23 protein-coding genes, 1 tRNA gene and 1 pseudogene are annotated in these 24517 nt (G+C 54.2%); 10 read left to right on the plus strand and 15 right to left on the minus strand.

Features of this window, described 5'->3' with window-relative positions:
- Positions 1-21 precede the first annotated feature (21 nt).
- Positions 22-360, plus strand: a complete 339-nt coding sequence (locus ACQG1Y_RS19400) for an endonuclease domain-containing protein (RefSeq protein WP_063933123.1) — start codon at positions 22-24, stop codon at positions 358-360.
- An 81-nt stretch (positions 361-441) separates the two neighbouring features.
- Here the strand turns inward: ACQG1Y_RS19400 and ACQG1Y_RS19405 are convergent, their stop codons facing one another.
- From ACQG1Y_RS19405 to trmB, 3 genes are read right to left on the minus strand one after another with little or no spacing between them, the layout of a single operon-like run.
- Positions 442-1158, minus strand: a complete 717-nt coding sequence (locus ACQG1Y_RS19405; protein WP_015571842.1) for a DUF2884 domain-containing protein — start codon at positions 1156-1158, stop codon at positions 442-444.
- A 56-nt stretch (positions 1159-1214) separates the two neighbouring features.
- Positions 1215-1541: a YggL family protein gene (locus ACQG1Y_RS19410; protein ID WP_003862421.1), complete on the minus strand. Its 327-nt coding sequence runs from the start codon at positions 1539-1541 to the stop codon at positions 1215-1217.
- Positions 1541-2260, minus strand: coding sequence for a tRNA (guanosine(46)-N7)-methyltransferase TrmB (gene trmB, locus ACQG1Y_RS19415; protein WP_015571843.1), 720 nt, complete (start codon positions 2258-2260; stop codon positions 1541-1543). The genes ACQG1Y_RS19410 and trmB overlap by 1 nt, the downstream gene beginning before the upstream one ends.
- Before the next feature lie 144 nt (positions 2261-2404).
- Here trmB and mutY point away from each other — a divergent pair, with 144 nt between their 5' ends.
- The 4 genes from mutY (at position 2405) to ACQG1Y_RS19435 (ending at position 6497) form a co-directional block, all read left to right on the plus strand.
- A complete protein-coding gene (mutY, locus tag ACQG1Y_RS19420) occupies positions 2405-3457 on the plus strand; it encodes an A/G-specific adenine glycosylase (protein ID WP_169810064.1) in 1053 nt (350 codons plus the stop codon).
- Positions 3458-3483: 26 nt separating this feature from the next.
- Complete coding sequence (locus ACQG1Y_RS19425; protein ID WP_003862425.1) at positions 3484-3756, plus strand: oxidative damage protection protein; 273 nt, start codon at positions 3484-3486, stop codon at positions 3754-3756.
- 124 nt (positions 3757-3880) lie between these two features.
- Positions 3881-4957 (plus strand): membrane-bound lytic murein transglycosylase MltC, encoded by a 1077-nt coding sequence (mltC, locus tag ACQG1Y_RS19430; RefSeq protein ID WP_017382930.1) that lies wholly within the window; start codon positions 3881-3883, stop codon positions 4955-4957.
- A 283-nt stretch (positions 4958-5240) separates the two neighbouring features.
- Positions 5241-6497, plus strand: coding sequence for a nucleoside permease (locus tag ACQG1Y_RS19435; protein WP_015571846.1), 1257 nt, complete (start codon positions 5241-5243; stop codon positions 6495-6497).
- Positions 6498-6576: 79 nt separating this feature from the next.
- Here ACQG1Y_RS19435 and citG read toward each other — a convergent pair whose 3' ends face one another.
- The 8 genes from citG to ACQG1Y_RS19475 are packed head-to-tail and all read right to left on the minus strand — an operon-like array spanning position 6577 to position 13888.
- Complete coding sequence (gene citG / locus ACQG1Y_RS19440; protein WP_032654999.1) at positions 6577-7380, minus strand: triphosphoribosyl-dephospho-CoA synthase CitG; 804 nt, start codon at positions 7378-7380, stop codon at positions 6577-6579.
- Complete coding sequence (gene citX / locus ACQG1Y_RS19445) at positions 7358-7897, minus strand: citrate lyase holo-[acyl-carrier protein] synthase (RefSeq protein ID WP_047062730.1); 540 nt, start codon at positions 7895-7897, stop codon at positions 7358-7360. The genes citG and citX overlap by 23 nt, the downstream gene beginning before the upstream one ends.
- Entirely contained in the window at positions 7894-9417 is a 1524-nt protein-coding gene (gene citF, locus ACQG1Y_RS19450) for a citrate lyase subunit alpha (protein WP_023295416.1), read from the minus strand. The genes citX and citF overlap by 4 nt, the downstream gene beginning before the upstream one ends.
- 10 nt (positions 9418-9427) lie before the next feature.
- Positions 9428-10303, minus strand: coding sequence for a citrate (pro-3S)-lyase subunit beta (gene citE / locus ACQG1Y_RS19455; RefSeq protein ID WP_332993803.1), 876 nt, complete (start codon positions 10301-10303; stop codon positions 9428-9430).
- Positions 10300-10593, minus strand: coding sequence for a citrate lyase acyl carrier protein (gene citD / locus ACQG1Y_RS19460; protein ID WP_017382935.1), 294 nt, complete (start codon positions 10591-10593; stop codon positions 10300-10302). Before citD ends, citE begins: the two co-directional genes overlap by 4 nt.
- A gap of 16 nt (positions 10594-10609) precedes the next feature.
- Positions 10610-11632 (minus strand): [citrate (pro-3S)-lyase] ligase, encoded by a 1023-nt coding sequence (gene citC / locus ACQG1Y_RS19465; protein ID WP_196358997.1) that lies wholly within the window; start codon positions 11630-11632, stop codon positions 10610-10612.
- A 13-nt stretch (positions 11633-11645) separates the two neighbouring features.
- Entirely contained in the window at positions 11646-12509 is an 864-nt protein-coding gene (locus ACQG1Y_RS19470) for a fumarylacetoacetate hydrolase family protein (protein ID WP_368740889.1), read from the minus strand.
- A gap of 17 nt (positions 12510-12526) precedes the next feature.
- Complete coding sequence (locus tag ACQG1Y_RS19475; protein ID WP_015571852.1) at positions 12527-13888, minus strand: 2-hydroxycarboxylate transporter family protein; 1362 nt, start codon at positions 13886-13888, stop codon at positions 12527-12529.
- 345 nt (positions 13889-14233) lie between these two features.
- Between ACQG1Y_RS19475 and ACQG1Y_RS19480 the strand changes: the two genes are divergently transcribed.
- Positions 14234-15871, plus strand: a complete 1638-nt coding sequence (locus tag ACQG1Y_RS19480) for an ATP-binding protein (protein WP_017382937.1) — start codon at positions 14234-14236, stop codon at positions 15869-15871.
- On the plus strand, positions 15861-16553 hold the full coding sequence (locus tag ACQG1Y_RS19485; protein ID WP_015571854.1) for a response regulator: 693 nt from the start codon (positions 15861-15863) through the stop codon (positions 16551-16553). The genes ACQG1Y_RS19480 and ACQG1Y_RS19485 overlap by 11 nt, the downstream gene beginning before the upstream one ends.
- A gap of 76 nt (positions 16554-16629) precedes the next feature.
- Here ACQG1Y_RS19485 and ACQG1Y_RS19490 read toward each other — a convergent pair whose 3' ends face one another.
- Positions 16630-18768, minus strand: a complete 2139-nt coding sequence (locus ACQG1Y_RS19490) for an ornithine decarboxylase (RefSeq protein ID WP_045906879.1) — start codon at positions 18766-18768, stop codon at positions 16630-16632.
- 181 nt (positions 18769-18949) lie between these two features.
- On the opposite strand from ACQG1Y_RS19490, the gene ACQG1Y_RS19495 reads away from it, so the two are divergent.
- From ACQG1Y_RS19495 to ACQG1Y_RS19505, 3 genes and pseudogenes are all read left to right on the plus strand, one after another.
- On the plus strand, positions 18950-19663 hold the full coding sequence (locus ACQG1Y_RS19495) for a DUF554 domain-containing protein (RefSeq protein WP_045896923.1): 714 nt from the start codon (positions 18950-18952) through the stop codon (positions 19661-19663).
- A gap of 95 nt (positions 19664-19758) precedes the next feature.
- Positions 19759-19834: transfer RNA gene (locus ACQG1Y_RS19500), tRNA-Phe, on the plus strand.
- Positions 19835-20491: 657 nt separating this feature from the next.
- Positions 20492-21472, plus strand: a pseudogene (locus ACQG1Y_RS19505) (IS5-like element IS5 family transposase).
- Between the two features lie 305 nt (positions 21473-21777).
- Here ACQG1Y_RS19505 and ACQG1Y_RS19510 read toward each other — a convergent pair.
- Genes ACQG1Y_RS19510 through ACQG1Y_RS19520 form a run of 3 tightly spaced genes read right to left on the minus strand, consistent with a single transcriptional unit; the run spans position 21778 to position 24504 of the window.
- A complete protein-coding gene (locus tag ACQG1Y_RS19510; RefSeq protein WP_071993644.1) occupies positions 21778-23151 on the minus strand; it encodes an ArnT family glycosyltransferase in 1374 nt (457 codons plus the stop codon).
- A gap of 10 nt (positions 23152-23161) precedes the next feature.
- Positions 23162-24109, minus strand: coding sequence for a glycosyltransferase family 2 protein (locus tag ACQG1Y_RS19515; protein ID WP_032626190.1), 948 nt, complete (start codon positions 24107-24109; stop codon positions 23162-23164).
- The gene (locus ACQG1Y_RS19520) at positions 24109-24504 is read right to left on the minus strand and encodes a GtrA family protein (RefSeq protein ID WP_306792277.1); all 396 of its coding nucleotides are present in this window, start codon (positions 24502-24504) and stop codon (positions 24109-24111) included. The genes ACQG1Y_RS19515 and ACQG1Y_RS19520 overlap by 1 nt, the downstream gene beginning before the upstream one ends.
- Positions 24505-24517 lie beyond the last annotated feature (13 nt).

The raw sequence follows: 24517 nt of genomic DNA on the forward strand, positions 1-24517 counted from the left end.
AAAGGCTGGCAGAGTGTGGGGATGGAAAAATCAAAACAACTCTGCAAACAAATGACACCCGAAGAATTACGCCTCTGGTATTTGCTCAGAGGTCGTCGTTTCTTCGGGTATAAGTTTCGTCGTCAGATGCCGGTTGGGCCGTATATCGTGGATTTTGCCTGCTTTAAGGCGAAGCTGATTATTGAGCTGGACGGTGGGCAACATCAGGATGAGGAGAACTATGATTCACGTCGTACCGCGTTTTTGAATACGAACGGATGGGAAGTCGTACGGTTCTGGAATAATGAATTTCGCGTTAACGAAGATGAAGTGTTAAATATCATTCTTCAACGACTGCAATGCCTGATGCCCTCACCCTAACCCTCTCCCACAGGGAGAGGGAACTCTAACTCCCTCTCCCCTGGGGAGAGGGCTGGGGTGAGGGCCCAGTGCGCACAAATATTACTTCAGCGTCCCCACCAGCGCCTTCCGGCTGTCTTCCAGCGACACCACGCGTTTACACACGTCTTTGCCGAACTGCTGGAAATCGGCTTCCTGATTCTTCCACTCGTTCTGAATCGAGGTTTGCAGTCCGCCCAGGCTACCCAGTACACCCTGCAACGGATTACCGCCACCCTTCAGCACCGCTTTGGCGCCCATCTCGTTGATGCTGTCCTGGAGAATGCCGCCCATCGCCTGGTTCACCAGCTGCTGACCGTCGGCACGCACCTGATCGATCGCCTTATAATGGAACGTCAGGCCATCAGAGCGCGTCTCGATAATACGGTTCATCTGCTCTTTCAGCTGTTTATCCAGCTTCGTCAGGCGGGTGCGCATATTGCTGCTCTCCCCCACCTCTTTGGTGATGATTTTATCCAGCGCCACGCGGCTCTTTTCAACGCGGGTCAGCGCGCCATCGTTGATCCAGGGCAGCGCGGTACGCAACTCGGCCTGGTAGTCCATCGCCTGCTCGCGCTGGGCGGCCGTCAGGTTTTGCGGTTTGCCGTTAAAGGTCACGTTGCCATCCGGCGTAATCACCAGATTGCCATTCTCGCCCTTAACCTGCACGGTTTGCGGACTCAGCACCACGTCATCACGCGGGGTGACGCTACATTTATACTCCGCATGGGCGGTGGTTCCGATTGCCAGTAAAGCAACAGCCAGCAACGTTTTGCGCATTTTTAACACTCCCTCAGACAAAATGGGCCAGCTAATGCTGGCCCGTTCTTGCTTTATTAGTCCCACCAAACGTCGAAAAGTTCGCTAACGCGGACATCTTCCAGTTTGTGGTCTTCAAGCCATTTGCGTACCAGCGCCTGATGCTCTTCGGTGCATTTCCCCACTTCCTGGGTGCAAATCAGACCTTCCCACGCCAGATAGCCGCTACCGTCGAAGGCCAGCTTGTTTGGCTCGATCACCTCGTTGATGAACGCATCAACGTCCTGATCGATCTGTTCCACACTGGTGCCTTCCGGGAAACGCCAGGCAACGGAGAAACCCACTTCCTGGAATTCTTCGATGTGCATCTTTTTACGCAGTCGACGGCTACGATTCTTTGCCATTATTTCACCCTCTCGAACATTAAGTCCCATACGCCGTGACCAAGACGATGGCCACGCTGTTCAAATTTTGTCACCGGACGTGAATCCGGACGCGGTACGTAGTCGTTGCTTTCAGACTGATTTTTATACCCGTCCAGGGACGACATCACTTCCAGCATATGTTCCGCATAAGGTTCCCAGTCGGTTGCCATGTGGAAAACGCCGCCCAGCTTGAGCTTACTTTTCACCAGCTCGGCAAACGGCGCCTGAACGATACGGCGTTTATTATGACGCGCTTTGTGCCATGGGTCAGGGAAAAAGAGCTGAACCATGTTCAAAGAATTGTCAGGAATCATTTTGTGCAGCACTTCCACCGCGTCGTGACACATGACGCGCAGGTTCTCAACGCCCTCTTCGTGGGCCGTTGCCAGGCACGCGCCGACGCCCGGCGAGTGTACTTCGATACCGAGGAAGTTCTGCTCCGGGCGCGCTTTCGCCATAGTCACCAGCGAGGTGCCCATGCCAAAACCAATCTCCAGCGTCACTGGCGCGTCGCGGCCAAACAGGTCGGTGAAGTCGAGCGGTTGCTCGCTGAACTCAACGCCCATCACCGGCCAGTAGTTGTCCAGCGCGTGTTGCTGCCCTTTTGTCAGGCGCCCCTGACGGCGGACAAAGCTGCGAATACGGCGCAGCGGGCGACCGTTTTCATCAAATTCCGGTGAAATGACGTCGTTTTTCATAAAAGAGTTGTCTGCTTGTGAGAATGTTCGGGAAACGGGCATTATCCAAAGTTAAGGCTTCTATGCAAGCATGGGAAAGATCCGGTTTACAGCAGATTGACGCTGTGCTGCAATCTGCGTCCCTGATTAAGCGAATCGATGACCATGCAAGCCTCTCAATTTTCAGCCCAGGTGCTGGACTGGTACGACAAATACGGGCGTAAAACCCTGCCCTGGCAAATTGAAAAAACGCCTTACAAAGTATGGCTCTCCGAGGTGATGTTGCAACAAACGCAGGTCGCGACGGTCATTCCTTACTTCGAGCGTTTTATGGCGCGCTTCCCGACAATCACCGATCTGGCCAACGCGCCGCTGGACGAGGTACTGCACCTGTGGACAGGCCTCGGCTATTACGCCCGCGCGCGCAACCTGCACAAAGCCGCACAGCAGGTCGCCACCCGCCACAACGGTAAATTCCCGGAAACCTTTGACGAGGTGGCGGATTTGCCCGGCGTCGGGCGTTCAACCGCAGGCGCAATCCTCTCCCTCTCTTTAGGCAAACATTTCCCTATTCTCGACGGCAACGTCAAGCGCGTGCTCGCACGCTGCTACGCCGTAGATGGCTGGCCGGGCAAGAAAGAGGTTGAGAAACGCCTGTGGGAGATCAGTGAAGCGGTCACTCCGGCGGAAGGGGTGGCGCGTTTTAACCAGGCGATGATGGATCTGGGTGCGATGGTCTGCACCCGTTCAAAACCGAAGTGCGAACTCTGCCCGGTAAACAACCTCTGCGTGGCGTATGCGAACCACACCTGGGCGCAGTATCCGGGGAAAAAACCGAAGCAGACGCTGCCTGAACGCACCGGGTACATGCTGCTGATGCAGCATGGCGACGAGGTGTTTCTCGCTCAGCGCCCGCCGAGTGGCCTGTGGGGTGGTCTATACTGCTTCCCACAGTTTGAGGATGAAGCCTCGCTTCGGGCATGGCTTGAACAGCGCGGCATTGCGGCCGATACCCTGACGCAACTCAACGCGTTCCGTCATACCTTCAGCCATTTCCATCTGGATATTGTGCCGATGTGGCTTCCCGTGTCCTCATTCACGTCGTGCATGGATGAAGGCAACGCTCTCTGGTATAACTTAGCGCAACCGCCATCAGTCGGGCTGGCGGCTCCCGTGGAGCGCCTGTTACAGCAATTACGTGTCGGTGCAATGGTTTAGCATCGGCAAGACAAAGAGGAATGAGTATGGCCAGAACCATTTTTTGTACTTTCCTACAGCGCGACGCTGAAGGCCAGGATTTCCAGCTCTACCCGGGCGACCTGGGTAAGCGCATTTACAACGAGATCTCCAAAGAAGCCTGGGGACAGTGGCAGAAGAAGCAGACCATGCTGATCAACGAGAAAAAGCTCAGCATGATGAACCCGGAACACCGCAAACTGCTGGAGCAGGAGATGGTGAACTTCCTGTTCGAGGGTAAAGACGTCCATATCGAAGGCTATACGCCACCGGAAAAATAATACTCTGCGGCTGCTGCCCGGCGGCGCTGCGCTTGCACGGGCCTACGGTTTCGTAGGCCGGGTAAGCGCAGCGCCGCCGGGCAACAGCACCCCCAAAGCAAACACAACACGCACTCCCGGAATGATGAAAAAACTTTTAGCGCTAGCCCTTGTTGCGCCGTTGCTTGTGTCTTGTTCTTCCAAAAAAGGCGATGAATACAACGAAGCCTGGGTCAAGGACACCAACGGTTTTGACATTTTGATGGGGCAGTTTGCCCACAACATCGAGAACATATGGGGATTTAACGAAGTTCTTATTGCCGGACCGAAGGACTACGTTAAGTACACCGACGCCTATCAGACCCGTAGCCACATCAACTTCGATGACGGTACGATTACGGTTGAAACCATCGCAGGGACTGAACCTGCGGCGCATTTACGTCAGGCCATCATCAAAACCCTGCTGATGGGCGACGATCCGGGGTCTATCGACCTCTACTCTGATGCCGATGACATCACCATCTCCAAAGAGCCGTTTCTGTATGGCCAGGTCGTTGACCAGACCGGTCAGCCGATCCGCTGGGAAGGCCGCGCCACGAAATTTGCCGACTACCTGCTGCAAACGCGCCTGAAAAGCCGCACCAACGGCCTGAAAGTGATCTACAGCGTCACGATCAACCTGGTGCCGAACCACCTCGACAAGCGTGCGCATAAGTATCTGGGCATGGTGCGTCAGGCGTCGCGTAAGTATGGCGTGGATGAGTCGCTGATCCTGGCGATTATGCAGACCGAGTCCTCGTTCAACCCCTACGCGGTAAGCCGTTCCGACGCGCTGGGGCTGATGCAGGTTGTACAGCACAGCGCCGGTAAAGACGTGTTCCGCGCACAGGGGAAATCCGGCACGCCGAGCCGCAGCTACCTGTTCGATCCGCAAAGCAACATTGATACCGGTACGGCCTACCTGGCGATGCTGAACAATGTCTACCTGGGCGGGATTGATAACCCAACCTCACGCCGCTATGCGGTGATCACCGCCTATAACGGTGGCGCGGGCAGCGTGCTGCGCGTCTTCTCAAATGACAAAGTGCAGGCCGCGAACATCATCAACAGCATGGCGCCGGGGGATGTCTACTCAACCCTCACCACCCGCCACCCGTCTGCGGAATCACGCCGCTATCTGTATAAGGTGAATACGGCGCAGAAGAACTACCGTCGCCGCTAGAAAACTACCCCTCACCCTGCCCTCTCCCAGAGGGAGAGGGTATTTAAGTTCCCTCTCCCTCTGGGAGAGGGTTAGGGTGAGGGGACATCAGACCGCACCCATCTCATCCCACCCATACGAAAATGCTATTTGCATCACAATCCAGACTGCAAATTAATGTGGATTGCATTTTTTTGCGGGAGGTAACAAAACATATCGTTGCCAACTGATAGAATTGCATCAAATAACAACCCTGAATGTTCCCAAAACAACATATCTCCCGCTCACTTGTGAGGAAAGTAACATGAACCTTAAGCTGCAGCTTAAAATCTTGTCGTTTCTGCAGTTCTGCCTGTGGGGTAGCTGGCTGACTACACTCGGCTCCTATATGTTTGTGACGCTCAAGTTCGATGGTGCGTCGATCGGTGCCGTTTACAGCTCGCTGGGTATTGCGGCTGTCTTCATGCCAACGCTGCTCGGTATCGTGGCGGATAAATGGCTAAGCGCGAAATGGCTGTATATGCTTTGCCACCTGGTGGGTGCGGGGACGCTGTTTATGGCGGCCGAAGTGACCACGCCGGGGGCGATGTTCATGGTGATCCTGCTTAACTCGCTGGCCTATATGCCAACGCTTGGCCTGATCAACACCATCTCCTACTATCGCCTGAAATCTGCCGGTCTGGATATCGTCACCGACTTCCCGCCAATCCGTATCTGGGGCACCATCGGCTTTATCATGGCGATGTGGGGCGTGAGCTTCGCGGGCTTCGAGCTGAGCCATATGCAGCTCTACATCGGCGCGGCGCTCTCCGTACTGCTGGCGCTGTTCACCCTGACGCTGCCCACCATTCCGGTATCTAACCAGCAGAAAAACCAGAGCTGGAGCACCATGCTTGGCCTGGACGCCTTCGCACTGTTCAAAAACAAGCGCATGGCGATCTTCTTTATCTTCTCCATGCTGCTGGGCGCGGAACTGCAAATCACCAACATGTTCGGTAATACCTTCCTGCACAGCTTCGATAACGATCCGCTGTTTGCCGGGAGCTTTATCGTCGAACACGCGTCGGTGATGATGTCCATCTCGCAGATCTCCGAGACGCTGTTCATCCTGACCATCCCGTTCTTCCTGAGCCGCTACGGTATCAAGAACGTCATGCTGATCAGTATCGCCGCCTGGATGTTGCGCTTCGGTCTGTTCGCCTATGGCGACCCAAGCGCGTTCGGCACCGTGCTGCTGGTTCTGTCGATGATTGTTTACGGCTGTGCCTTCGACTTCTTCAACATCTCCGGCTCGGTGTTTGTGGAAAAAGAGGTGAAACCTGAAATCCGCGCCAGTGCGCAGGGCATGTTCCTGATGATGACCAACGGCTTCGGCTGTATTCTGGGCGGCGTGGTGAGCGGTAAAGTGGTGGAGATGTACACCACCAACGGCATCACCAACTGGCAGCCAGTGTGGCTGATCTTCGCCGGGTACTCGCTGGTGCTGTTCTTCGCGTTCATCGCGCTGTTCAAGTACAAGCACGTGCGCGAGCCGCACGGTGCGCAGCCGATCGCGCATTGATTGTTGTGCCCGGTGGCGCTGCGCTTACCGGGCCTGGAAAACCAGACCGTAGGCCGGGTAAGGCGTAGCCGCCACCCGGCTATTTTATTCCAGAAAGCACCCACCCCACCGACAGCAAATCCGCGCTGCCGCCCGGGCTCAGATTGCGTTCAATCAATGCCTTATCCATCTTCAGCAACGCCTCGCAGTCCCAGCCGTTAGCCAGTAATTCCCGCGCGTAGCCCTGAACGTAGCGCAGCCCCTCAATGCCGCCGCGCGAAACGAGATTGCTGTCCTGATTTACCGCCATCAGGCGCAACAGCAGGCCGTGAAGCGACTGACCGTTCCACGCATCCAAAGCCTTACGCACCGTGGCAAAGCCGCTTTCTGCCTCGCCACGCGCGCCGGTTAAACCGTACAGCTGAAACTGCCGCTCCCCCGCCGTTGCCTGCCCGCTGCGCCCGGCCAGCTCCCTCGCCACCAGCCCACGACAGATGTTACTTACCTCACAACAGAGGCTATCCGCAGAGATATTTTTCACACGCCCGGCGGCGAAGCAGAGCAAACCGAGGGCAAAAATCCCGCCCTTGTGGGTATTTACCCCGCCCGTGGCGGCGTACATTGCCTGCTCGCAGGCCATTCCCATCGGACGAAGAATCCGCAACTGCCGATCGGCAGGTTTGGCCGCATGTGCTTCCCCCAGTTCCGCAAACCGGGCAAACCACGGCGTAATCGCCATAATGCTGCGGACAAACAAGGCATGGTCCATATCGCGATGGGAGCCGTTATTGAGCCTGTCCACCAGCCCCGGTTTTGGCGTCAGCTCCAGCTCCTGCCACAGCGCCTCTGCGGCAAGCGCAGGGAGATCAACCGGGCGCGGTTCAGTCGCGAGCAAACCAGTCATCGATCATCTTCTCCACGCGGGAAACCACCTGCTCAGCGGGGTGATTGCGCGAACGGGAACAGGCATGAGCGGGCTCGTCACAGATCAGGCAGCGTCTGAGATTCGCCCCCAGCGACTGACGCCCGACGTGGCCGTTTTCAGGGCAGATCACATCCAGATCCCACAGCCTGCCAAGTGGGTGCGTCTGCTCCAGTTCTGCACAGTGCGCCTTAATTTCCGCCGCCGGATGCGCGATGCACCACAAGGCTTCAGGTCCGGTGGGTAGCCACAGCACCTTACGGTCCAGCACCTGCCAGCGGTTTTCCCACAGCAGCTGGTCGCACATTTGCAGCGCCACGCCCATGGTGTTGCGATAGCGAAGGCTGTCTTTGATTTCCCCAGGCGTAACCAGCGTGAGGGAGATCACCGGTTGTTGATAGTGCGCAAGCATGTCAGCCTGGCGCGCTGCGCGGCGCTCTTTCGCCGCCAGCAGTTCTTCCAGGCTGACACCCGTCCGCACGGGTGTCGCAATAGTCACACTTCCTCCTTTACCTGTCGAACGGTGTCGATCACGCTGCCGTCGCGGTAGCGGATCACCCCGACGATTTTGTCGGTGAACTCAATCGGTTTCGGTACGCCTGTCAACGAAATCGCTCGCTCATACAGCGCGTTGATATCTACAACCTTCAGCCCTGCTTCCATAAGTCGTTCGCGGATCTCCGGGCGCGCCGGGTTGACCGCAATACCGTGGTCGGTGACCAGCACGTCAATGCTCTCCCCCGGCGTGAGGCGGGTGGTAACGCGCTTCACTACCGTCGGGATGCGGCTTCGCAGCAGCGGCGCGACCACAATGGTCAGGTTGGCTGCCGCCGCCACGTCGCAGTGTCCGCCGGATGCGCCACGCATCACGCCATCGGAGCCGGTGATGACATTGACGTTAAAGTCGACGTCGATTTCCAGGGCGCTGAGGATCACCACGTCGAGCTGGTCGCAGCTTGCCGCCTTGCTGCCGGGGTTGGCGTAGACGTTGGTGGAGATCTCCACGTGGTTCGGGTTGCGCGCCAGCGAGGCCGCTGCCTGGCCGTCAAAGCACTGGGTGTCGAGCAGCTTTTCGATGAGCCCCTTCTCGTGCAGATCCACCAGGCTGCCGGTGATGCCGCCAAGGGCGAAGCGCGCCTTCACGCCGCCGCGCTCCATCTTCTCTTCCATAAAACGGGTGCAGGCGGTGGCCGCTGCGCCGGAGCCGGTCTGCATCGAGAAGCCCGGTTTGAAATAGCCAGAGTGTTCAATCACGTCCGCCGCATAGCGGGCGATCATCAGCTCGCGCGGGTTGCTGGTGACGCGCGCCGCGCCGACGCTGATTTTCGCCGGGTCGCCCACGCTCTCCACCTGCACGATGTAGTCCACCTGATCCTGCACCAGGCTGGCGGGCATATTGGGGAATGGCACCAGCGCTTCGGTCAGCAGCACCACCTTACGGGCAAAGTGCGCGTCCACCATGGCGTAGCCCAGCGAACCGCAGCACGATTTTCCGTGCGTGCCGTTGGCGTTGCCAAACTCATCGCTGCACGGCACGCCAAGAAATGCCACGTCGATGCTCAGTTCGCCGTCCTGGAGCAGCTTCACGCGCCCGCCGTGGGAGTGAATTTGTACCGGCTCGTCCATTAGCCCGTGGGAGATGGCATCCGCCAGCCTGCCGCGCATGCCGGAGGTGTAAATCCGGGTGATGACGCCACTCTCGATATGCTCGATCAGCGCGTCATTGCAGGTCATCAGCGAGCTGGAAGCCAGGGTCAGATTTTTGAAGCCCATCCGCGCCAGCAGCGCCACGACGGTGTTGATCACCCGGTCGCCTTCGCGAAAGGCATGGTGGAAGGAGATGGTCATCCCGTCCTGCAAGCCGCTGCGCTTAACCGCCTCTTCAATAGAGGCGCAGAGCTTGCGGCTGTGCTTCGCCTCGCTGTCCGCTAGCCACGGCGTCGCGCTGTGGGCGGTATCAAAGGGTTTCAGATCCCGCAGATGGGGGAAATTTACATGGAGAAGTTCTGTCTGATTCATTATGTCATCCTTACCGACGCACGCCAGAGGCCGCCGCGCGCTCCAGCACCACCTGCGCGTGGTTAATAATCGGTGCATCCACCATTTTGCCGTTGAGCGACACCACGCCCAGGCCGTTACGCTCGCCCTCTTCTGCCGCCTCAATCACCCTTTTGGCGTGATCCACCTCTTCCTGAGTCGGGGCGTAGGCGTTGTGCAGCAGGTCTATCTGGCGCGGGTTAATCAGCGATTTGCCGTTGAAGCCCATCTTGCGGATCAGGTCGACCTCGCGCAGGAACCCGGCTTCGTCGTTAACGTCGGACCACACCACGTCGAAGGCGTCGATACCGGCGGCGCGTGCGGCGTGCAGCACGGCGCAGCGGGCATAGAACAGCTCGGTGCCGTCGCCGCGCTCGGTCTGCATGTCCATCACGTAGTCAAAGGCGGCCAGCGCGATGCCGATCAGGCGCGGGGAGCTGCGGGCAATCGCCACGGCGTTGATGACGCCAATGGCCGATTCAATCGCCGCCATCACGCGGGTGGAACCCACATCACGCCCGCACTCCTTCTCGATACGCTCGAGGTGGCCTTCCAGCTCGTAAATATCGTCCGGGGTGTCGGTTTTCGGCAGGCGGATCACGTCCACGCCCGCGCGCACGGCGGCCTCCAGATCCAGCAGGCCAAATGGCGTGTTCAGCGGGTTAATGCGCACCACGGTTTCGATATCCTGATACATCGGGTGCTGCAACGCGTGGAACACCAGCATGCGTGCGGTGTCTTTCTCGCGCAGGGCCACGGCGTCCTCAAGGTCAAACATGATGGAGTCGGGGCGGTAGATAAAGGCGGTAGAGAGCATGGCGGCATTGGCGCCTGGCAGGAACAGCATACTGCGGCGGAGTTTGCTCATTTCAGCGCCCCCCAGTTGATGGCCTGTTCATCGGCGGCACGCAGAAGCGCGCTTTGCAGGCGAGCGCGGATCACACAGTCCAGCGCCCCTTTGTCTTCAATAATGATTAATCCCTGGTGCACGTTCATGGCGCGCAATGTGTCGTTGACCACCTGGCGTATCTGCTCGCCAAACTGCTTAATCACTTCACTGTGGATGACAATTTCCAGCTCACCGTGAGCGGGGGCGATTTTCACCATCAGGTCGCTGGACTCCTGCGTTCCGGCCAGCGCCTCCCTTACAATATTCATGATAAATTCCTGATAGTTATGCGACTTCCGCACTCGCACGATAATGTGCTTCGAGGTGCGCGAAGGTGGAGTCCGGGACAATCTCCCGGATCCGGGAAAACTGCTGTGTCTTGAGTAAACGGCGCACTTCCGAGGCCGAAATGGCGTTGCCGGTGGCCTTGATGCGCGGCATCTCCACCACCTCAATATGCGAGGCCAGAAGGTCGTGCAGCGTCTGGTTGTACTGCCGCGTGATGTCGCAGAACGGCTCCGAGCCGATGAAGCGGTGTGTGATGCCCAGCGCCGGGGCGATATAGTCCCGGAAGATCAGCACGTCGATCTCGCTCCACGCCTGCTGCACTTTGCCGGTCTCCTTCAGGAAGTAGGCCGGGAAGGTGGCGCGGGAGATGATGTACTGCGAGCCTTCATGCACCACCACGTTCGGCAGATGCGCCACGCCCGCACGCACCATCTCGAGGCGCGCGCTGAACGGGAAGAACGAGGCGTCTTCACGCACCACAAACAGATGCAGGGCATCGCACTGCGTCGCCGCCTGCTCCACCAGATGACGATGGCCGAGGGTGAAGGGATTGGCGTTCATCACGATCGCGCCCGTTTTTTCCCCACACCGGCACTTCGCGCGCAGGGATCGGCAGTAGCGCGCGATCCCCTGCGGAGTGTTCTCCATTAGCACCGCGTTGTTCCCGCTCTGGGCAATCGGCCAGAAACCGCTGCGGCCAAAGCGCTCCTTATTGCACGGACGGGTGCAGAGGAAGAGGTGAAAATGGCCGCGCTCCAGCGCCGCGTTTTCCACCTCTGCAAGCAGACGCGCGCTGAGGTTTTCCCCACGAAGCTGCTCGTTGACCGCCACGCATTTGATGACGTTGGCAGCCAGCCCGGCGCAACCCACCAGCTGCGCGCCGGACCAGGCTTCGACAAACAGCGTGATGTCGTTGTCCAGGCCAAGGCCGCTGTCTGCCAGCAGGTAGCGGATCTGGCTTAAGCGTTCTGGGTGTTTCGCCACAACGGTGTGCCGAAAATCAATGGGTTGCGATTGCATGCTGCCGCCTTACTCAGTGCGCTGCCGCGAGCCCGACGGCTGGCGCTTCCACGATCACGTTGCTCAGATGACCGATATGCTCGATCTCCACCTCAATGCGATCCCCCTCCTTCATAAACAGCGGCGGGTTGCGCTTTTTACCCACGCCGCCAGGCGAGCCGGTGATGATCACGTCGCCCGGGCTGAGACGGGTGAAGGTGCTGATGTACTCGATCAGTTCCGCCACCTTGTGGATCATGCTGCTGGTGTTGTCCTCCTGCACCATGCGGCCGTTCAGCCAGGTGCGGATCGCCAGGCTGTGCGGGTCCGGGATCTCATCCGCCGTCGCCATCCACGGGCCGAACGCTCCGGTCTGCCGCCAGTTTTTCCCGGCGGTGAACCAGGTGTGCTGCCAGTCGCGGGCGGAGCCGTCCATGTAACAGCTGTAGCCCGCCACGTGGCGCAGGGCGTCGTCGCGGCTGATGTTCTCCCCGCCTTTGCCGATGATCACCGCCAGCTCGCCTTCGTAGTCGAACTCGCTGGAGTGGCGCGGCTTCAGCACCGGCTCGTTGTGGCCGGTCTGTGAATCCGGGAAGCGGACAAACAGCGTCGGGGCCGGGTTGTGCTGGTCAAACTCCTTGCGCTTGTCGGCATAGTTCATGCCCACGCAGAGGATTTTTTCCGGCTGGACAATCACCGGTAAGAAGATGATGGCGTTCAGCGGTACATCCACCGCGTCGTTCAGAAAACGGGTGGCCTGCGCCAGCCCGTTCCCCTGCAACAGCGCTTTAAGGTCGCCATAGCGGTCGCCCAGGCGGCGGCCCAAATCAATCACGCCTTCGGCCTGTACGATGCCGTAGCTGCGTTTTCCCTGGTATAAAAAGCTTGCGAGTTTCATTGTTCTTTCCTGAAAACTTAAACGAGGAAGTTGCCCAGAATCAGCAGTGAGACAGAGACGTTAATCGCGCCGCCGATACGGGTAGCAATCTGGGCGAATGGCATCAGGCTCATGCGGTTGCCTGCGGTCAGGATCGCCACGTCACCGGTGCCACCCTGCCCGCTCTGACAGCAGGAGACGATGGCGACATCAATCGGGTGCATACCAATCTTTTTGCCAACGAAGAATCCGGTCGCCACCAGCGCGGAAACGGTGCTGACAATCACCAGCAGGTTGCTGACGGTGAACGCCGCCACCAGTTCATGCCATGGGGTAATCGCCACGCCGACAGCGAAGAGGATTGGGTAGGTCACGGAGGTCTGGAAGAATTTGTACACCACCTGGGAACCCTCCAGCAGACGCGGAGAGGCGCCGTTGCAGAGCTTCACCAGCACCGCCATAAACAACATGCCCACCGGCGCTGGCAGACCAATCAGCTTGTGACCGAGCATGCCCAGCATGTACAGCAGCACCGCCAGCAGCGCGCCCGAGGCGATGGTCGTCACGTCCGCTTTGCCGGAGAACGCAGGTTGGGAAACAGTGGCATCAGCGTTGGCGCGATTCGGCATCAGCTGGCCTTCACCGGTCAGGTGCGGGTAGCGTTTACCGAGCTGGTTGAGGCAGCCGGAGATAATGATCGCCGTCAGGCCGCCGAGCATCACCATCGGCAGCACGCGGCCGAGCGCCACGCCCTGATCCATATGCAGCAGGGTGGCATAGCCGATAGAGAGCGGGATCGCCCCTTCCCCGACGCCGCCCGCCATGATCGGCAGAATGATAAAGAAGAAGATCTGGAACGGCTCGAGGCCCAGCGCCAGCCCAACACCCATGCCGACAATCATGCCGACGATTTCACCGCACAGCATCGGGAAGAAGATGCGCAGGAAGCCCTGGATCAGCACGGTGCGGTTCATACTCATGATGCTGCCGACGATAATGCAGCAGATATAGAGGTAGAGAATATTGGTGGATTTATAGAATTTGGTCGTGGACTCAACCACCACGTCCGGCAGCAGGCCGTAATAGACCAGCGCGGAAGGGATAAAGGTGGCGCAAATTGCCGCCGCACCGAGCTTGCCGACAATCGGCAGGCGTTTGCCGAACTCACCGCAGGCAAAGCCGAAGAAGGCCAGCGTGGCCACCATGACCACAATGTCGCTCGGCAGTTTTCCGCCCAGGCAATCAATCGCAATCAGCGCGCCCGCCAGAACGAACAGCGGCAGAGGAATAATGCCGATTTTCCAGGTATCCATAATATGCCACCAGCGCTCTTTGAGCGATGGCCGCTGAATATCAATCGGGTCGTGGGTAACAGAGAATGAATCGTCAGTTGTGCTCATAATAAGCCCCTTAGTTATTTTGTGCGTTCAGCTTAGAGTCACAAAGGCTTACTTTATGTGAGGGATGGCATATTAAAAGCGAAGTTTTAATGGACGCTATGGTTTTAATGGTTTCTTTTATTTAATGTGATTTACGCCTTATTTATTGCCGTGGTTTTTATGGTTTCTTTTCTTAACTGAACAAAGAAATAACATTTATTCATTTAACCTTAAGAGGATGAGACTTTCGGAAAAATCTTTTACAGGCTGCGCTGTGCAAGGGATCACAAGTTTTCGGCAAAGCGGGCATCCTGGCCTTAAAAGATGATATATTCAGCCGACCTGTTGATATCTCGCGTGATAGTTATGAAAGTATCGTTTCAGATCAAGCTGTTTATTTCGCTGGTCGCCTTTTTCTCAGTGCTGTTCGCATTACTGGGCGGATATTATTATGTCGATGTCGGCAGGCAGCTTTATCAGGAAATGAGCGCGCGCGCAAAAATACAGGCCGAAGAAATTGCGCTTATTCCTACCCTGCGAAAAGAAGTCGAACAAAAGGATATCCTGGGTATCCATGACTTTATGCAGAAAATAGCCGCCCGCAGCGACGCCAGTTTTATTGTGATTGGTGACAATAAGGGGCTGCATCTTTTCCACTCCGTGTTTGCCGACCGGGTAGGCAAAACGCTGGTTGGCGGAGATAACGACGAGGTATTACACGGCAAAAGCACCATCACCATCCGCAAGGGCGGGTTAGGCATTTCGCTGCGCAGCAAAGCGCCCATTTTTAATGATGCCGGGCAGGTGGTGGGGATTGTTTCGGTAGGCTATCTCACGAGCTATCTGGACACCATCACCGTCAACAAGGTGGTTAATATCCTGATTGCCGCCGTGCTGCTGCTTATCGCCCTGTTTATTTTCTCCTGGTTCTTCACCCGCAGCATCAAGAAGCAGATATTCTCTCTGGAGCCGCGCGAAATCGGCCTGCTGGTGCGCCAGCAAAAGGCGATGATGGAATCCATTTATGAAGGGGTGATTGCCATCGACGACGATCTTCGCATTGAGGTGATTAACCAGGCGGCGCGTAAATTATTAGGCTTACGCCAGCCCGCCCGCGAACTGCGGGGTCAGCTCATCAGCCAGGTGATCGCGCCCGTCCCGTTCTTCAACGCGCAAACCATGCTTGCGAAAGACACCCACGATGAGATCTGTCGCTTTAACGATCTCACGGTCATTGCCAGCCGGGTGCGGATCATGCTGGAAGATGCGTTGCAGGGCTGGGTGATCACCTTTCGCGATCGCAACGAGATCGACTCGCTCAGCGCCCAGCTCAGCCAGGTGAAGCGCTACGTTGATAACCTGCGCATCATGCGCCATGAACAGCTGAACCGCATGACTACGCTGTCCGGCCTGCTGCATATGGGCCGTTATGACGAAGCGATTCGCTACATACAGGCGCAGTCGGAACACGCTCAGGAGCTGCTGGACTTTATCTCGTCCCGCTTTAGCTCTCCGACGCTGTGTGGTTTGCTGCTTGGAAAGGCCGCCCGCGCGCGTGAAAAAGGCGTTGAGCTGAGTTTCGACCCGGCCTGCCGGGTGGATAAACCGTTCCTGCCGCTGCTCGAATCGGAACTTATCTCGATCATCGGGAACTTGCTGGATAACGCCATTGAAGCGACCCAGCGTGCACCGCTCCCGCATGCCCCGGTGGACGTGCTGATAAAGCTGAACGAGCAGGAACTGATTATTGAAGTCGCCGACCAGGGCGTCGGCATCACACCGGAGATACGCGACCGGATCTTTGAGCGCGGCATCACCACCAAAACGCGCGGCGATCATGGTATTGGCCTGTATCTGATTGAAAGCTATGTCACACAGGCTGGCGGTGCAATTGAAGTTGCCGATAACACCCCACGCGGTGCCATTTTCTCACTGTTTATTCCCGCAACGGGAACGGCCCGGCACCCCGTACAGGAACTGGAAGATACCGACTATGCAACATGAACTTATCGACGTACTGATTGTTGAAGACGAGAACGAACTGGCGCAACTGCACGCGGAGCTTATCGGTAAACATCCGCGCCTGAGGCTGGTGGGGATTGCCGCGTCGCTGGCCGACGCGCAGGTACAACTGGAGAGCAAACAGCCGAAGCTGATGCTGCTGGATAACTACCTGCCGGACGGCAAAGGCATCACCCTTATCAGCAACCCGATGCTCACCCGCGCCAACTGCTCGGTGATTTTCATCACCGCCGCCAGCGATATGGACACCTGTAGCCAGGCAATTCGTAACGGCGCGTTCGACTACATCCTCAAGCCGGTTTCCTGGAAGCGCCTGAGCCAGTCGCTGGAACGTTTTGTGCAGTTTGCCGAACAGCAGCGCGTCTGGAAGATCGTCGACCAGCAGAACGTAGATTCACTCTATCAATTGCAGGCGAAAAACTATCGCCTGGACAACGGCAGCAAAGGGATAGAGGAGAACACGCTGGCGCGGGTGCAAATGCTGTTTAACAACAAGGCGGCGCACTGTTTTACGGTGGATGAGGTGGTGAGTGAGACGGGCCTGAGTAAAACCACCACCCGGCGCTATCTGGAACACTGCGTGGAGGTGGGTTTTCTGACGGTGGAGATGCTGTACGGGAAGATTGGGCATCCGAGAAGGATGTACCGCCGCGCAGAAGCCTGACGCAGTATTGTAGGCCCGGTAAGCTTGCGCCACCGGGCAACTGGCCGGGTGGCGCTAACGCTTACCCGGCCTACGTTCAGACATTCAATACGTATCCATACAGCCGCTTAATCCCGTCCGCATCTTTCTCGCTGTAAACGCCCTGCAACTCTGGCGAGAAACCCGGCAGCATATTAATGCCCTCTTCCAGCGCCAGGAAGTAGCGCTGTACTGCTCCACCCCAGACTTCCCCCGGCACCACGCACAGCACGCCCGGCGGGTATGGCAGCGCACCTTCGGCGGCAATGCGTCCTTCGGCGTCACGAATATGCACCAGTTCGACGTTCCCGCGAATGTACTCCTGGTTGGCATCCTGCGGGTTCATCACCACGGCAGGCAGGCTCTCCTGACGGAACATCGCCTTCTGTAAATCCTTCACGTTAAAGCTGACGTAGAGATCGTGCATCTCCTGGCACAGCTGACGGATCGTGTAGTCGCGGTAACGCACCGGGTATTTCTGACAGATGGTCGGAAGCACATCCGCGAGCGGCGTATCGTCTTCAATATGCTGTTCAAACTGCCCCAGCATTGCCACCAGCTGCATTAGCTTCTCCGCGCTCTCGGCTGGCGTCAGCAGGAACAGGATGGAGTTGAGATCGCACTTCTCCGGCACAATGCCGTTCTCGCGCAGGTAGTGGGCGAGAATGGTCGCCGGAATGCCGAAATCGGTATAGTGACCTGTTTCAGCATCAATGCCCGGCGTGGTCAGCAGCAGCTTGCACGGATCGACGAAATACTGCTCGCGGGCATAGCCTTCAAAACCGTGCCATTTTGCACCCGGTTCAAAACTAAAGAAGCGACGCTCGCTGGCGATAGCCTGTGTGGGGTGATCCTGCCATGGCCGCCCCGCCACCACCGGCGGGATAAACGGTTTGATCATATTGCAGTTGGCGATGATGGCCTTGCGTGCTTCAATGCCCAGCTCGACGCACTCCGCCCACAGCCTGCGTCCGCTCTCGCCCTCGTGGATCTTGGCGTTCACGTCCAGCGCAGCAAACAGCGGGTAAAACGGGCTGGTGGAGGCATGCAGCATGAACGCATTGTTCAACCGCTTGTGCGGGCAGAAGCGCGACTGACCGCGAATATGGTTATCCTTTTTATGGATCTGCGACGTTTGCGAGAACCCGGCCTGCTGCTTGTGGACCGACTGGGTCACGAAAATTCCCGGATCGTTCTCGTTCAGTTCCAGCAGAAGCGGAGACGTTTCCGCCATCATCGGGATAAACTGCTCGTAGCCGACCCAGGCGGAGTCAAAGAGGATGTAGTCGCAAAGGTGACCGATCTTGTCGATCACCTGACGGGCGTTGTAGATCGTGCCATCGTAGGTGCCGAGCTGAATGATCGCCAGACGGAACGGGCGCGCCTCGGCGGCTTTCTGCGGCGCGACGTCACGGATCAGTTCCCGCAGCCAGGCCTCATCAAAGCAGTGCTCATCAATCCCGCCGATAAAACCAAACGGATTACGGGCTGCCTCAAGATAGACAGGCGTTGCCCCGGCCTGGATCAGCGCTCCATGATGGTTGGACTTGTGGTTGTTACGATCGAACAGCACCAGATCGCCACGGGTCAGCAGCGCGTTGGTCACCACTTTATTGGCCGCCGACGTGCCGTTCAGCACGAAGTAGGTTTTATCCGCGTTGAACACTTTCGCCGCGAACTTTTGCGCGTGCTTGGCGGAGCCTTCGTGGATCAGCAGATCGCCCAGCTTAACGTCGGCGTTGCACATGTCGGCGCGAAAAACGTTCTCACCGAAGAAATCATAGAACTGCCGCCCCGCCGGGTGTTTTTTGAAAAAGGCACCGTGCTGGTGACCCGGACAGGCAAAGGTGCTGTTTCCCATCGCCACATACTGGCTCAGGGTGTCAAAAAAGGGTGGCAGCAGGTTCTCTTCATACCGGCAGGCGGCAGATTCCAGTTCCAGCAATTCCTGTGCTTTACCCGAGATGATCGCCGTGACACCCTCTGGCACCTCTCCTGGCTCTGTTGAGAACAAAAATACCGGTAACTGAAAGCCCGTACGCTTCAGCAATGCGAGAATGCCGCTGTAGCTTTCAACAACCGTAATGACGACTGCCGCCACATCGGTGAAATCGGTGTTATCCAGCATAACTTTTTCGCGATGCGTAGAAACTTTGGATACCAGCTCACGGCTGACGGCAATTTTCATGGTTTTCATAGGCGCAAATACCCTCACCGAACGGTGAGACAGGAAGGAGAAAATTCGCGCAATCATGTCACCTTTTATTTTCAGGTGCAAGAAGGAATCAGTATGCGTTACGCCTCCCAAAGCTAAGCGTAATCTGGGACGAACGTGCCATAATCATGCAATGCCAGTGCTTAAATAACAGGAGTTAAACGTGGTAATTGGACCCTTTATCAATGCGGGAGCCGTATTGCTGGGCGGTGTACTTGGGGCAGTATTAAGTCAGCGCCTGCCGGAGCGTATTCGCGTCTCCATGCCTTCTATTTTTGGCCTGGCGTCGTTAGGGATTGGTATCCTTTTAGTGGTGAAATGCGCCAACCTGCCGGTGATGGTACTGGCGACGCTGCTCGGCGCGCTCATCGGCGAGTTTTGCTATCTGGAAAAAGGCATTAATCACGCGGTAGGCAAAGCCAAAAATCTGATTGTCCGTCCGGGCAAGGCAAAGCACGGCACGCACGAGTCGTTTATTCAGAACTACGTTGCGATCATTATTCTGTTCTGCGCCAGCGGCACGGGGATATTCGGTTCGATGCAGGAAGGGATGACCGGCGATCCCAGCATATTGATTGCGAAAGCGTTTCTGGATTTCTTTACTGCCACCATTTTTGCCACCACCCTCGGCATCGCCGTCGCCGCGATTTGTGTGCCGATGTTGCTTATTCAGCTGGCGCTGGCCACCTGCGCCACGCTGATCCTGCCGCTGACAACGCCAGCGATGATGGCAGACTTTACCGCCGTCGGCGGCCTGTTGCTGCTGGCGACAGGGCTGCGCATCTGTGGCATTAAGATGTTTGCAGTGGTGAACATGCTCCCTGCCCTGCTGCTCGCGATGCCGCTTTCCGCGCTCTGGACGCGCTTTTTCGCTTAAGTTTGCGACGAAATGGTGAGAGAGTGTGCAGTCTGCACCGAAAGCAACAAATTTCGTTGACGCCGGAGGGAGGATCGGGTTTAATGCGCCCCGTTGCCCGGATAGCTCAGTCGGTAGAGCAGGGGATTGAAAATCCCCGTGTCCTTGGTTCGATTCCGAGTCCGGGCACCAATATTCATAAGGCCTCGCTGAAAAGCGGGGCTTTTTCCTTTCTTAGCTACGGTAGATTTCTGGTCGTTGCAACACGTTATTTTCTTGCTGGATTTTTCACCATTTTTGCAGATGTTCGTTACATTTAGACACCTCAACATCCTCTGATATACCTTTTTCTAACCACACAGCTACGGTCTTTCTACGGTCCTCTACGGTTCCTTTCTCTCAAATCATTCATAGTGAAGTAGAAAACACGGGGGAAACGGGGGAATTATCATTTCGCCTTAATCCGCTGGTCTTAACGTGATTTTGTCGCGGGGAATAAGATGGGAAAATCCCCAATAGCAAGCGGGGATACCTGGCGGCAACCCTCTCCACATGGGGATCTTCACCAGTCCGTCCACCTGGAACAAGCTCTTCTTGCCCTTTCACTTCTTACCGTTACTAGAATCCCCCGTCCTCCACGCCATCATAAAATGGTTTATCCGTAGTAATTAAACATATTGGACTACTAAACCTAAGTGTCGGACCTGAACTGTGAGTTCAACAAGCAAATTCAACGCTGCCCTTAATCAACGGAGGGCAGGTCAAAACCTCTAACTATTAGGGAAGGTGCGAACAAGTTCCTGATATGAGATCATCATATTCATCCGGAGCGCATCCCAGAGGGACATCATGAGTCATCAACTCACCTTCGCCGATAGTGAATTCAGCACTAAGCGCCGTCAGACCCGAAAAGAGATTTTCCTCTCCCGCATGGAGCAGATTCTGCCATGGCAGAATATGACCGCTGTCATCAAGCCGTTTTATCCCAAGGCGGGCAATGGCCGACGGCCCTATCCGCTGGAGACCATGCTGCGTATTCACTGCATGCAGCATTGGTACAACCTGAGCGACGGTGCCATGGAAGATGCCCTGTACGAAATCGCCTCCATGCGTCTGTTTGCCCGGTTATCCCTGGATAGCGCCTTGCCGGACCGCACCACCATCATGAATTTCCGCCACCTGCTGGAGCAGCATCAACTGGCCCGCCAATTGTTCAAGACCATCAATCGCTGGCTGGCCGAAGCAGGCGTCATGATGACTCAAGGCACCTTGGTCGATGCCACCATCATTGAGGCACCCAGCTCGACCAAGAACAAAGAGCAGCAACGCGATCCGGAGATGCATCAGACCAAGAAAGGCAATCAGTGGCACTTTGGCATGAAGGCCCACATTGGTGTCGATGCCAAGAGTGGCCTGACCCACAGCCTAGTCACCACCGCGGCCAACGAGCATGACCTCAATCAGCTGGGTAATCTGCTGCATGGAGAGGAGCAATTTGTCTCAGCCGATGCCGGCTACTAAGGGGCGCCACAGCGCGAGGAGCTGGCCGAGGTGGATGTGGACTGGCTGATCGCCGAGCGCCCCGGCAAGGTAAGAACCTTGAAACAGCATCCACGCAAGAACAAAACGGCCATCAACATCGAATACATGAAAGCCAGCATCCGGGCCAAGGTGGAGCACCCATTTCGCATCATCAAGCGACAGTTCGGCTTCGTGAAAGCCAGATACAAGGGGTTGCTGAAAAACGATAACCAACTGGCGATGTTATTCACGCTGGCCAACCTGTTTCGGGCGGACCAAATGATACGTCAGTGGGAGAGATCTCACTAAAAACTGGGGATAACGCCTTAAATGGCGAAGAAACGGTCTAAATAGGCTGATTCAAGGCATTTACGGGAGAAAAAATCGGCTCAAACATGAAGAAATGAAATGACTGAGTCAGCCGAGAAGAATTTCCCCGCTTATTCGCACCTTCCTTAACTCAATGTTAAAAACGCAACATCGGTTTCTTATTTTTTATCTAAATGGAATGGAGTGTTTAATTTATAATAAATTATATATTTATTACTGTGTGATTTTCGATGTTATTTGGTTGATATTCCGCTCACATGTTAACATGGAGCGGAATATTATGATTAATCTTTGCAAGTGTGAATATTAAATTCATTCCCACGCGAAATTAACATGCATTTATCTTTGGGGCCGTCAAAAGTATCATTGCTTCGCTTGAGTAAATAATAACCACTATCATGCCCTGATATTTTTATCTGTTCTTGGCTAAATCCACCATAAACCATTAATGCAGCTCTTTCAGATTGTGATATATTTTGGGGGGTGTAAATCGCCCCTTTTCCATCTTTATTAATCATAGATAGTTGATAATACATATCAGGTAGACGGTAAGTAGATATTTCTCTATATATAGAGTTTAATTGGATGATTGAACCTGGAAGAATGACAAGCACCACAAGAACCCATGAATGTTTGGATTTTCCGATAAGTATAGCTGTTGCATAACACATTAACAAAGTATGTGGATAGCCATACCATGGAAGCCTCGTTTGTGCCAGAGTGAAGAATGCAAATAAGGTTAAGATCGAAATAAGAATAATATTTACATCATAACTGAATGTGCTTTTTACTCCATTAGATAAAATTGAAATTGCAAGTGATGATACAAATGCGATCAGCAATAAAAAGTGATTTTCATAAAGGATATCAAGATAATACCATTTGGAGGTTATGTGACCTTCTATTTGAACAGAAGAACGATGAAGTAAATCATAATCAATCATCTTTATGATAAAATCGAACTTATCATATTGATATCTTGCAATAAGCCAAAGAATAACTGGAATTGACACACAAATGATTGGAAAGATAAAAGATTTAAAGTTCAGATTTCTATCTTTAACCTGATAAAAGTATGCTGTAATAAAAGCAAAACCAATTGACAAAGCATGCCAGCTTTTAGTTAAAAATGCTAAAGATACTAAAAATGCGGCAAATGCTATATTTCTAGTTTTGCAATTAAAAGATAAAATAACTACTGATAATACAATGAATAGCAAATAAATCGCATCAGGATCAGCAGAGCGAAATGAGTGGAATGTTATTAGCTTAGAGCAAGATATAAACAACAGCATGAAACACAAGGATGCTATAAAATTATATCTTTTATTTAAAGAATATGCGCAAATGGCAAACAATAACATTCCTGATAAAATAGATGGAATTCTCATTGTAATAAGTGAAATGCCAAAAATTTTTGACGTAATTACTAGAGACCAAAAACTGACAGGAGGCTTGAGATTCCACATATCTACTGCAGCACCCCACTTGTTAACTATATAATTACCGCTTTGTAACATTTGCAAGGCGCTAACTATGTGTCTACTTTCATCCCAATCAGTAAATCTAGAGTTGTTAATATTATATGTTAATAATGATAAAAGAACCATGCCAAGCACAGCAAAGAAAAAAGGGAAAGGTCTGAATTTAGATGTCATTTTTTTAACCTTACTGATGTGTTGATTTTTCGATGAAAAACTTAGGTCTTTTCTTGCTTTCCATATAAATCTTGCCTACGTACTCACCAATAATGCCAAGGCAAAGCATCTGAACCCCACCAATAAAAAGAATTGCCAAGATCATCGACGCCCAGCCACTTACTGTATGCCCCAAGAAATACTGCATTAATGTATAGAAAACGCCGACTGTAGAAAATATTGATATTATAAAACCGAGTGCAGTGACAATTCTTAGTGGGGTCACGGAAAAAGATGTTATCCCCTCAAGAGCTAAGGCAAGCATCTTTCTTAGGGGATATTTTGACTCACCAGCAACTCGTTCGTGTCGTGAGTAGTAAACTTTGTCACTAGGATATCCAATAAGAGGTATAAGGCCTCGAATATATAGATTCTGCTCTTTGTACTGCAAAAGTGAATCAAGTGCTCTACGGCTTAGCAATCTGAAGTCAGCATGATTTTCTACCTGATTTACACCAAGTTTTGTCATCACTTTATAGAAAGTCTCAGCGGTGATTTTCTTAAATAAACTGTCTGAAGTTCTGTCATTCCTAACGCCATATACAATGTCACTGCCAGAATGATAGGTATCAACCATTTTCTCAATTACAGATGTATCATCTTGAAGATCTGCGTCGATACTTACTGTGATATCAGATTTAGTGCATGAGGAAAGGCCTGCCATTAATGCTGTCTGATGGCCTTTATTTCTAGATAGCTTAACGCCCTTGACATGATGGCTAGAAATAGATGCTTTTTCAATTAAAGCCCAAGTGTCATCTTTGCTTCCGTCATCAACGAAAACAATATCACTTGTTCTTGCAATTTTATTATTTTCTATCATTTCTTCTAAGCGCGAAGATAACTCAGATAGGCAAAGATTAAAAACCTCCTGCTCGTTATAGCAAGGCACGACTATTGAAAGAACTGGCGCATTCATTATTTCATTACCCAAAGTTTATTTATAAAAAAACCTGATGCGGTGTAAAAAAACATCCCTATCAACTGGATGATATATTTGTTTTCCATACCTATTCCTATGGCAAGCCTCATGGCTATTATGTTAATAAGATAACAGTATGCGCAGCAAAATATGAACTTTGTTAATCTTCGCAGCGTAGGTCGTGAGGAAAAGGTGAAATATGTATTGAGGGCGTAACTAACTAAGATACCCACAACATATCCAAACAAATTAGAAAGGTATAGGCCGCAACCAAGCGCCGTGAGAGTAATAATCACGAAGGCTGTAACGAGGGTATTCATGCCGCCTACCATGCAGTACCGTAATGCTTGGTTCTTGTAAATAGTTGATAAGTTCATATCCATCTGATACATCGCTTAAACTTCA

This window comes from Enterobacter cloacae complex sp. 397G4, from assembly GCF_050031515.1.
GTDB lineage: Bacteria > Pseudomonadota > Gammaproteobacteria > Enterobacterales > Enterobacteriaceae > Enterobacter > Enterobacter hormaechei_C.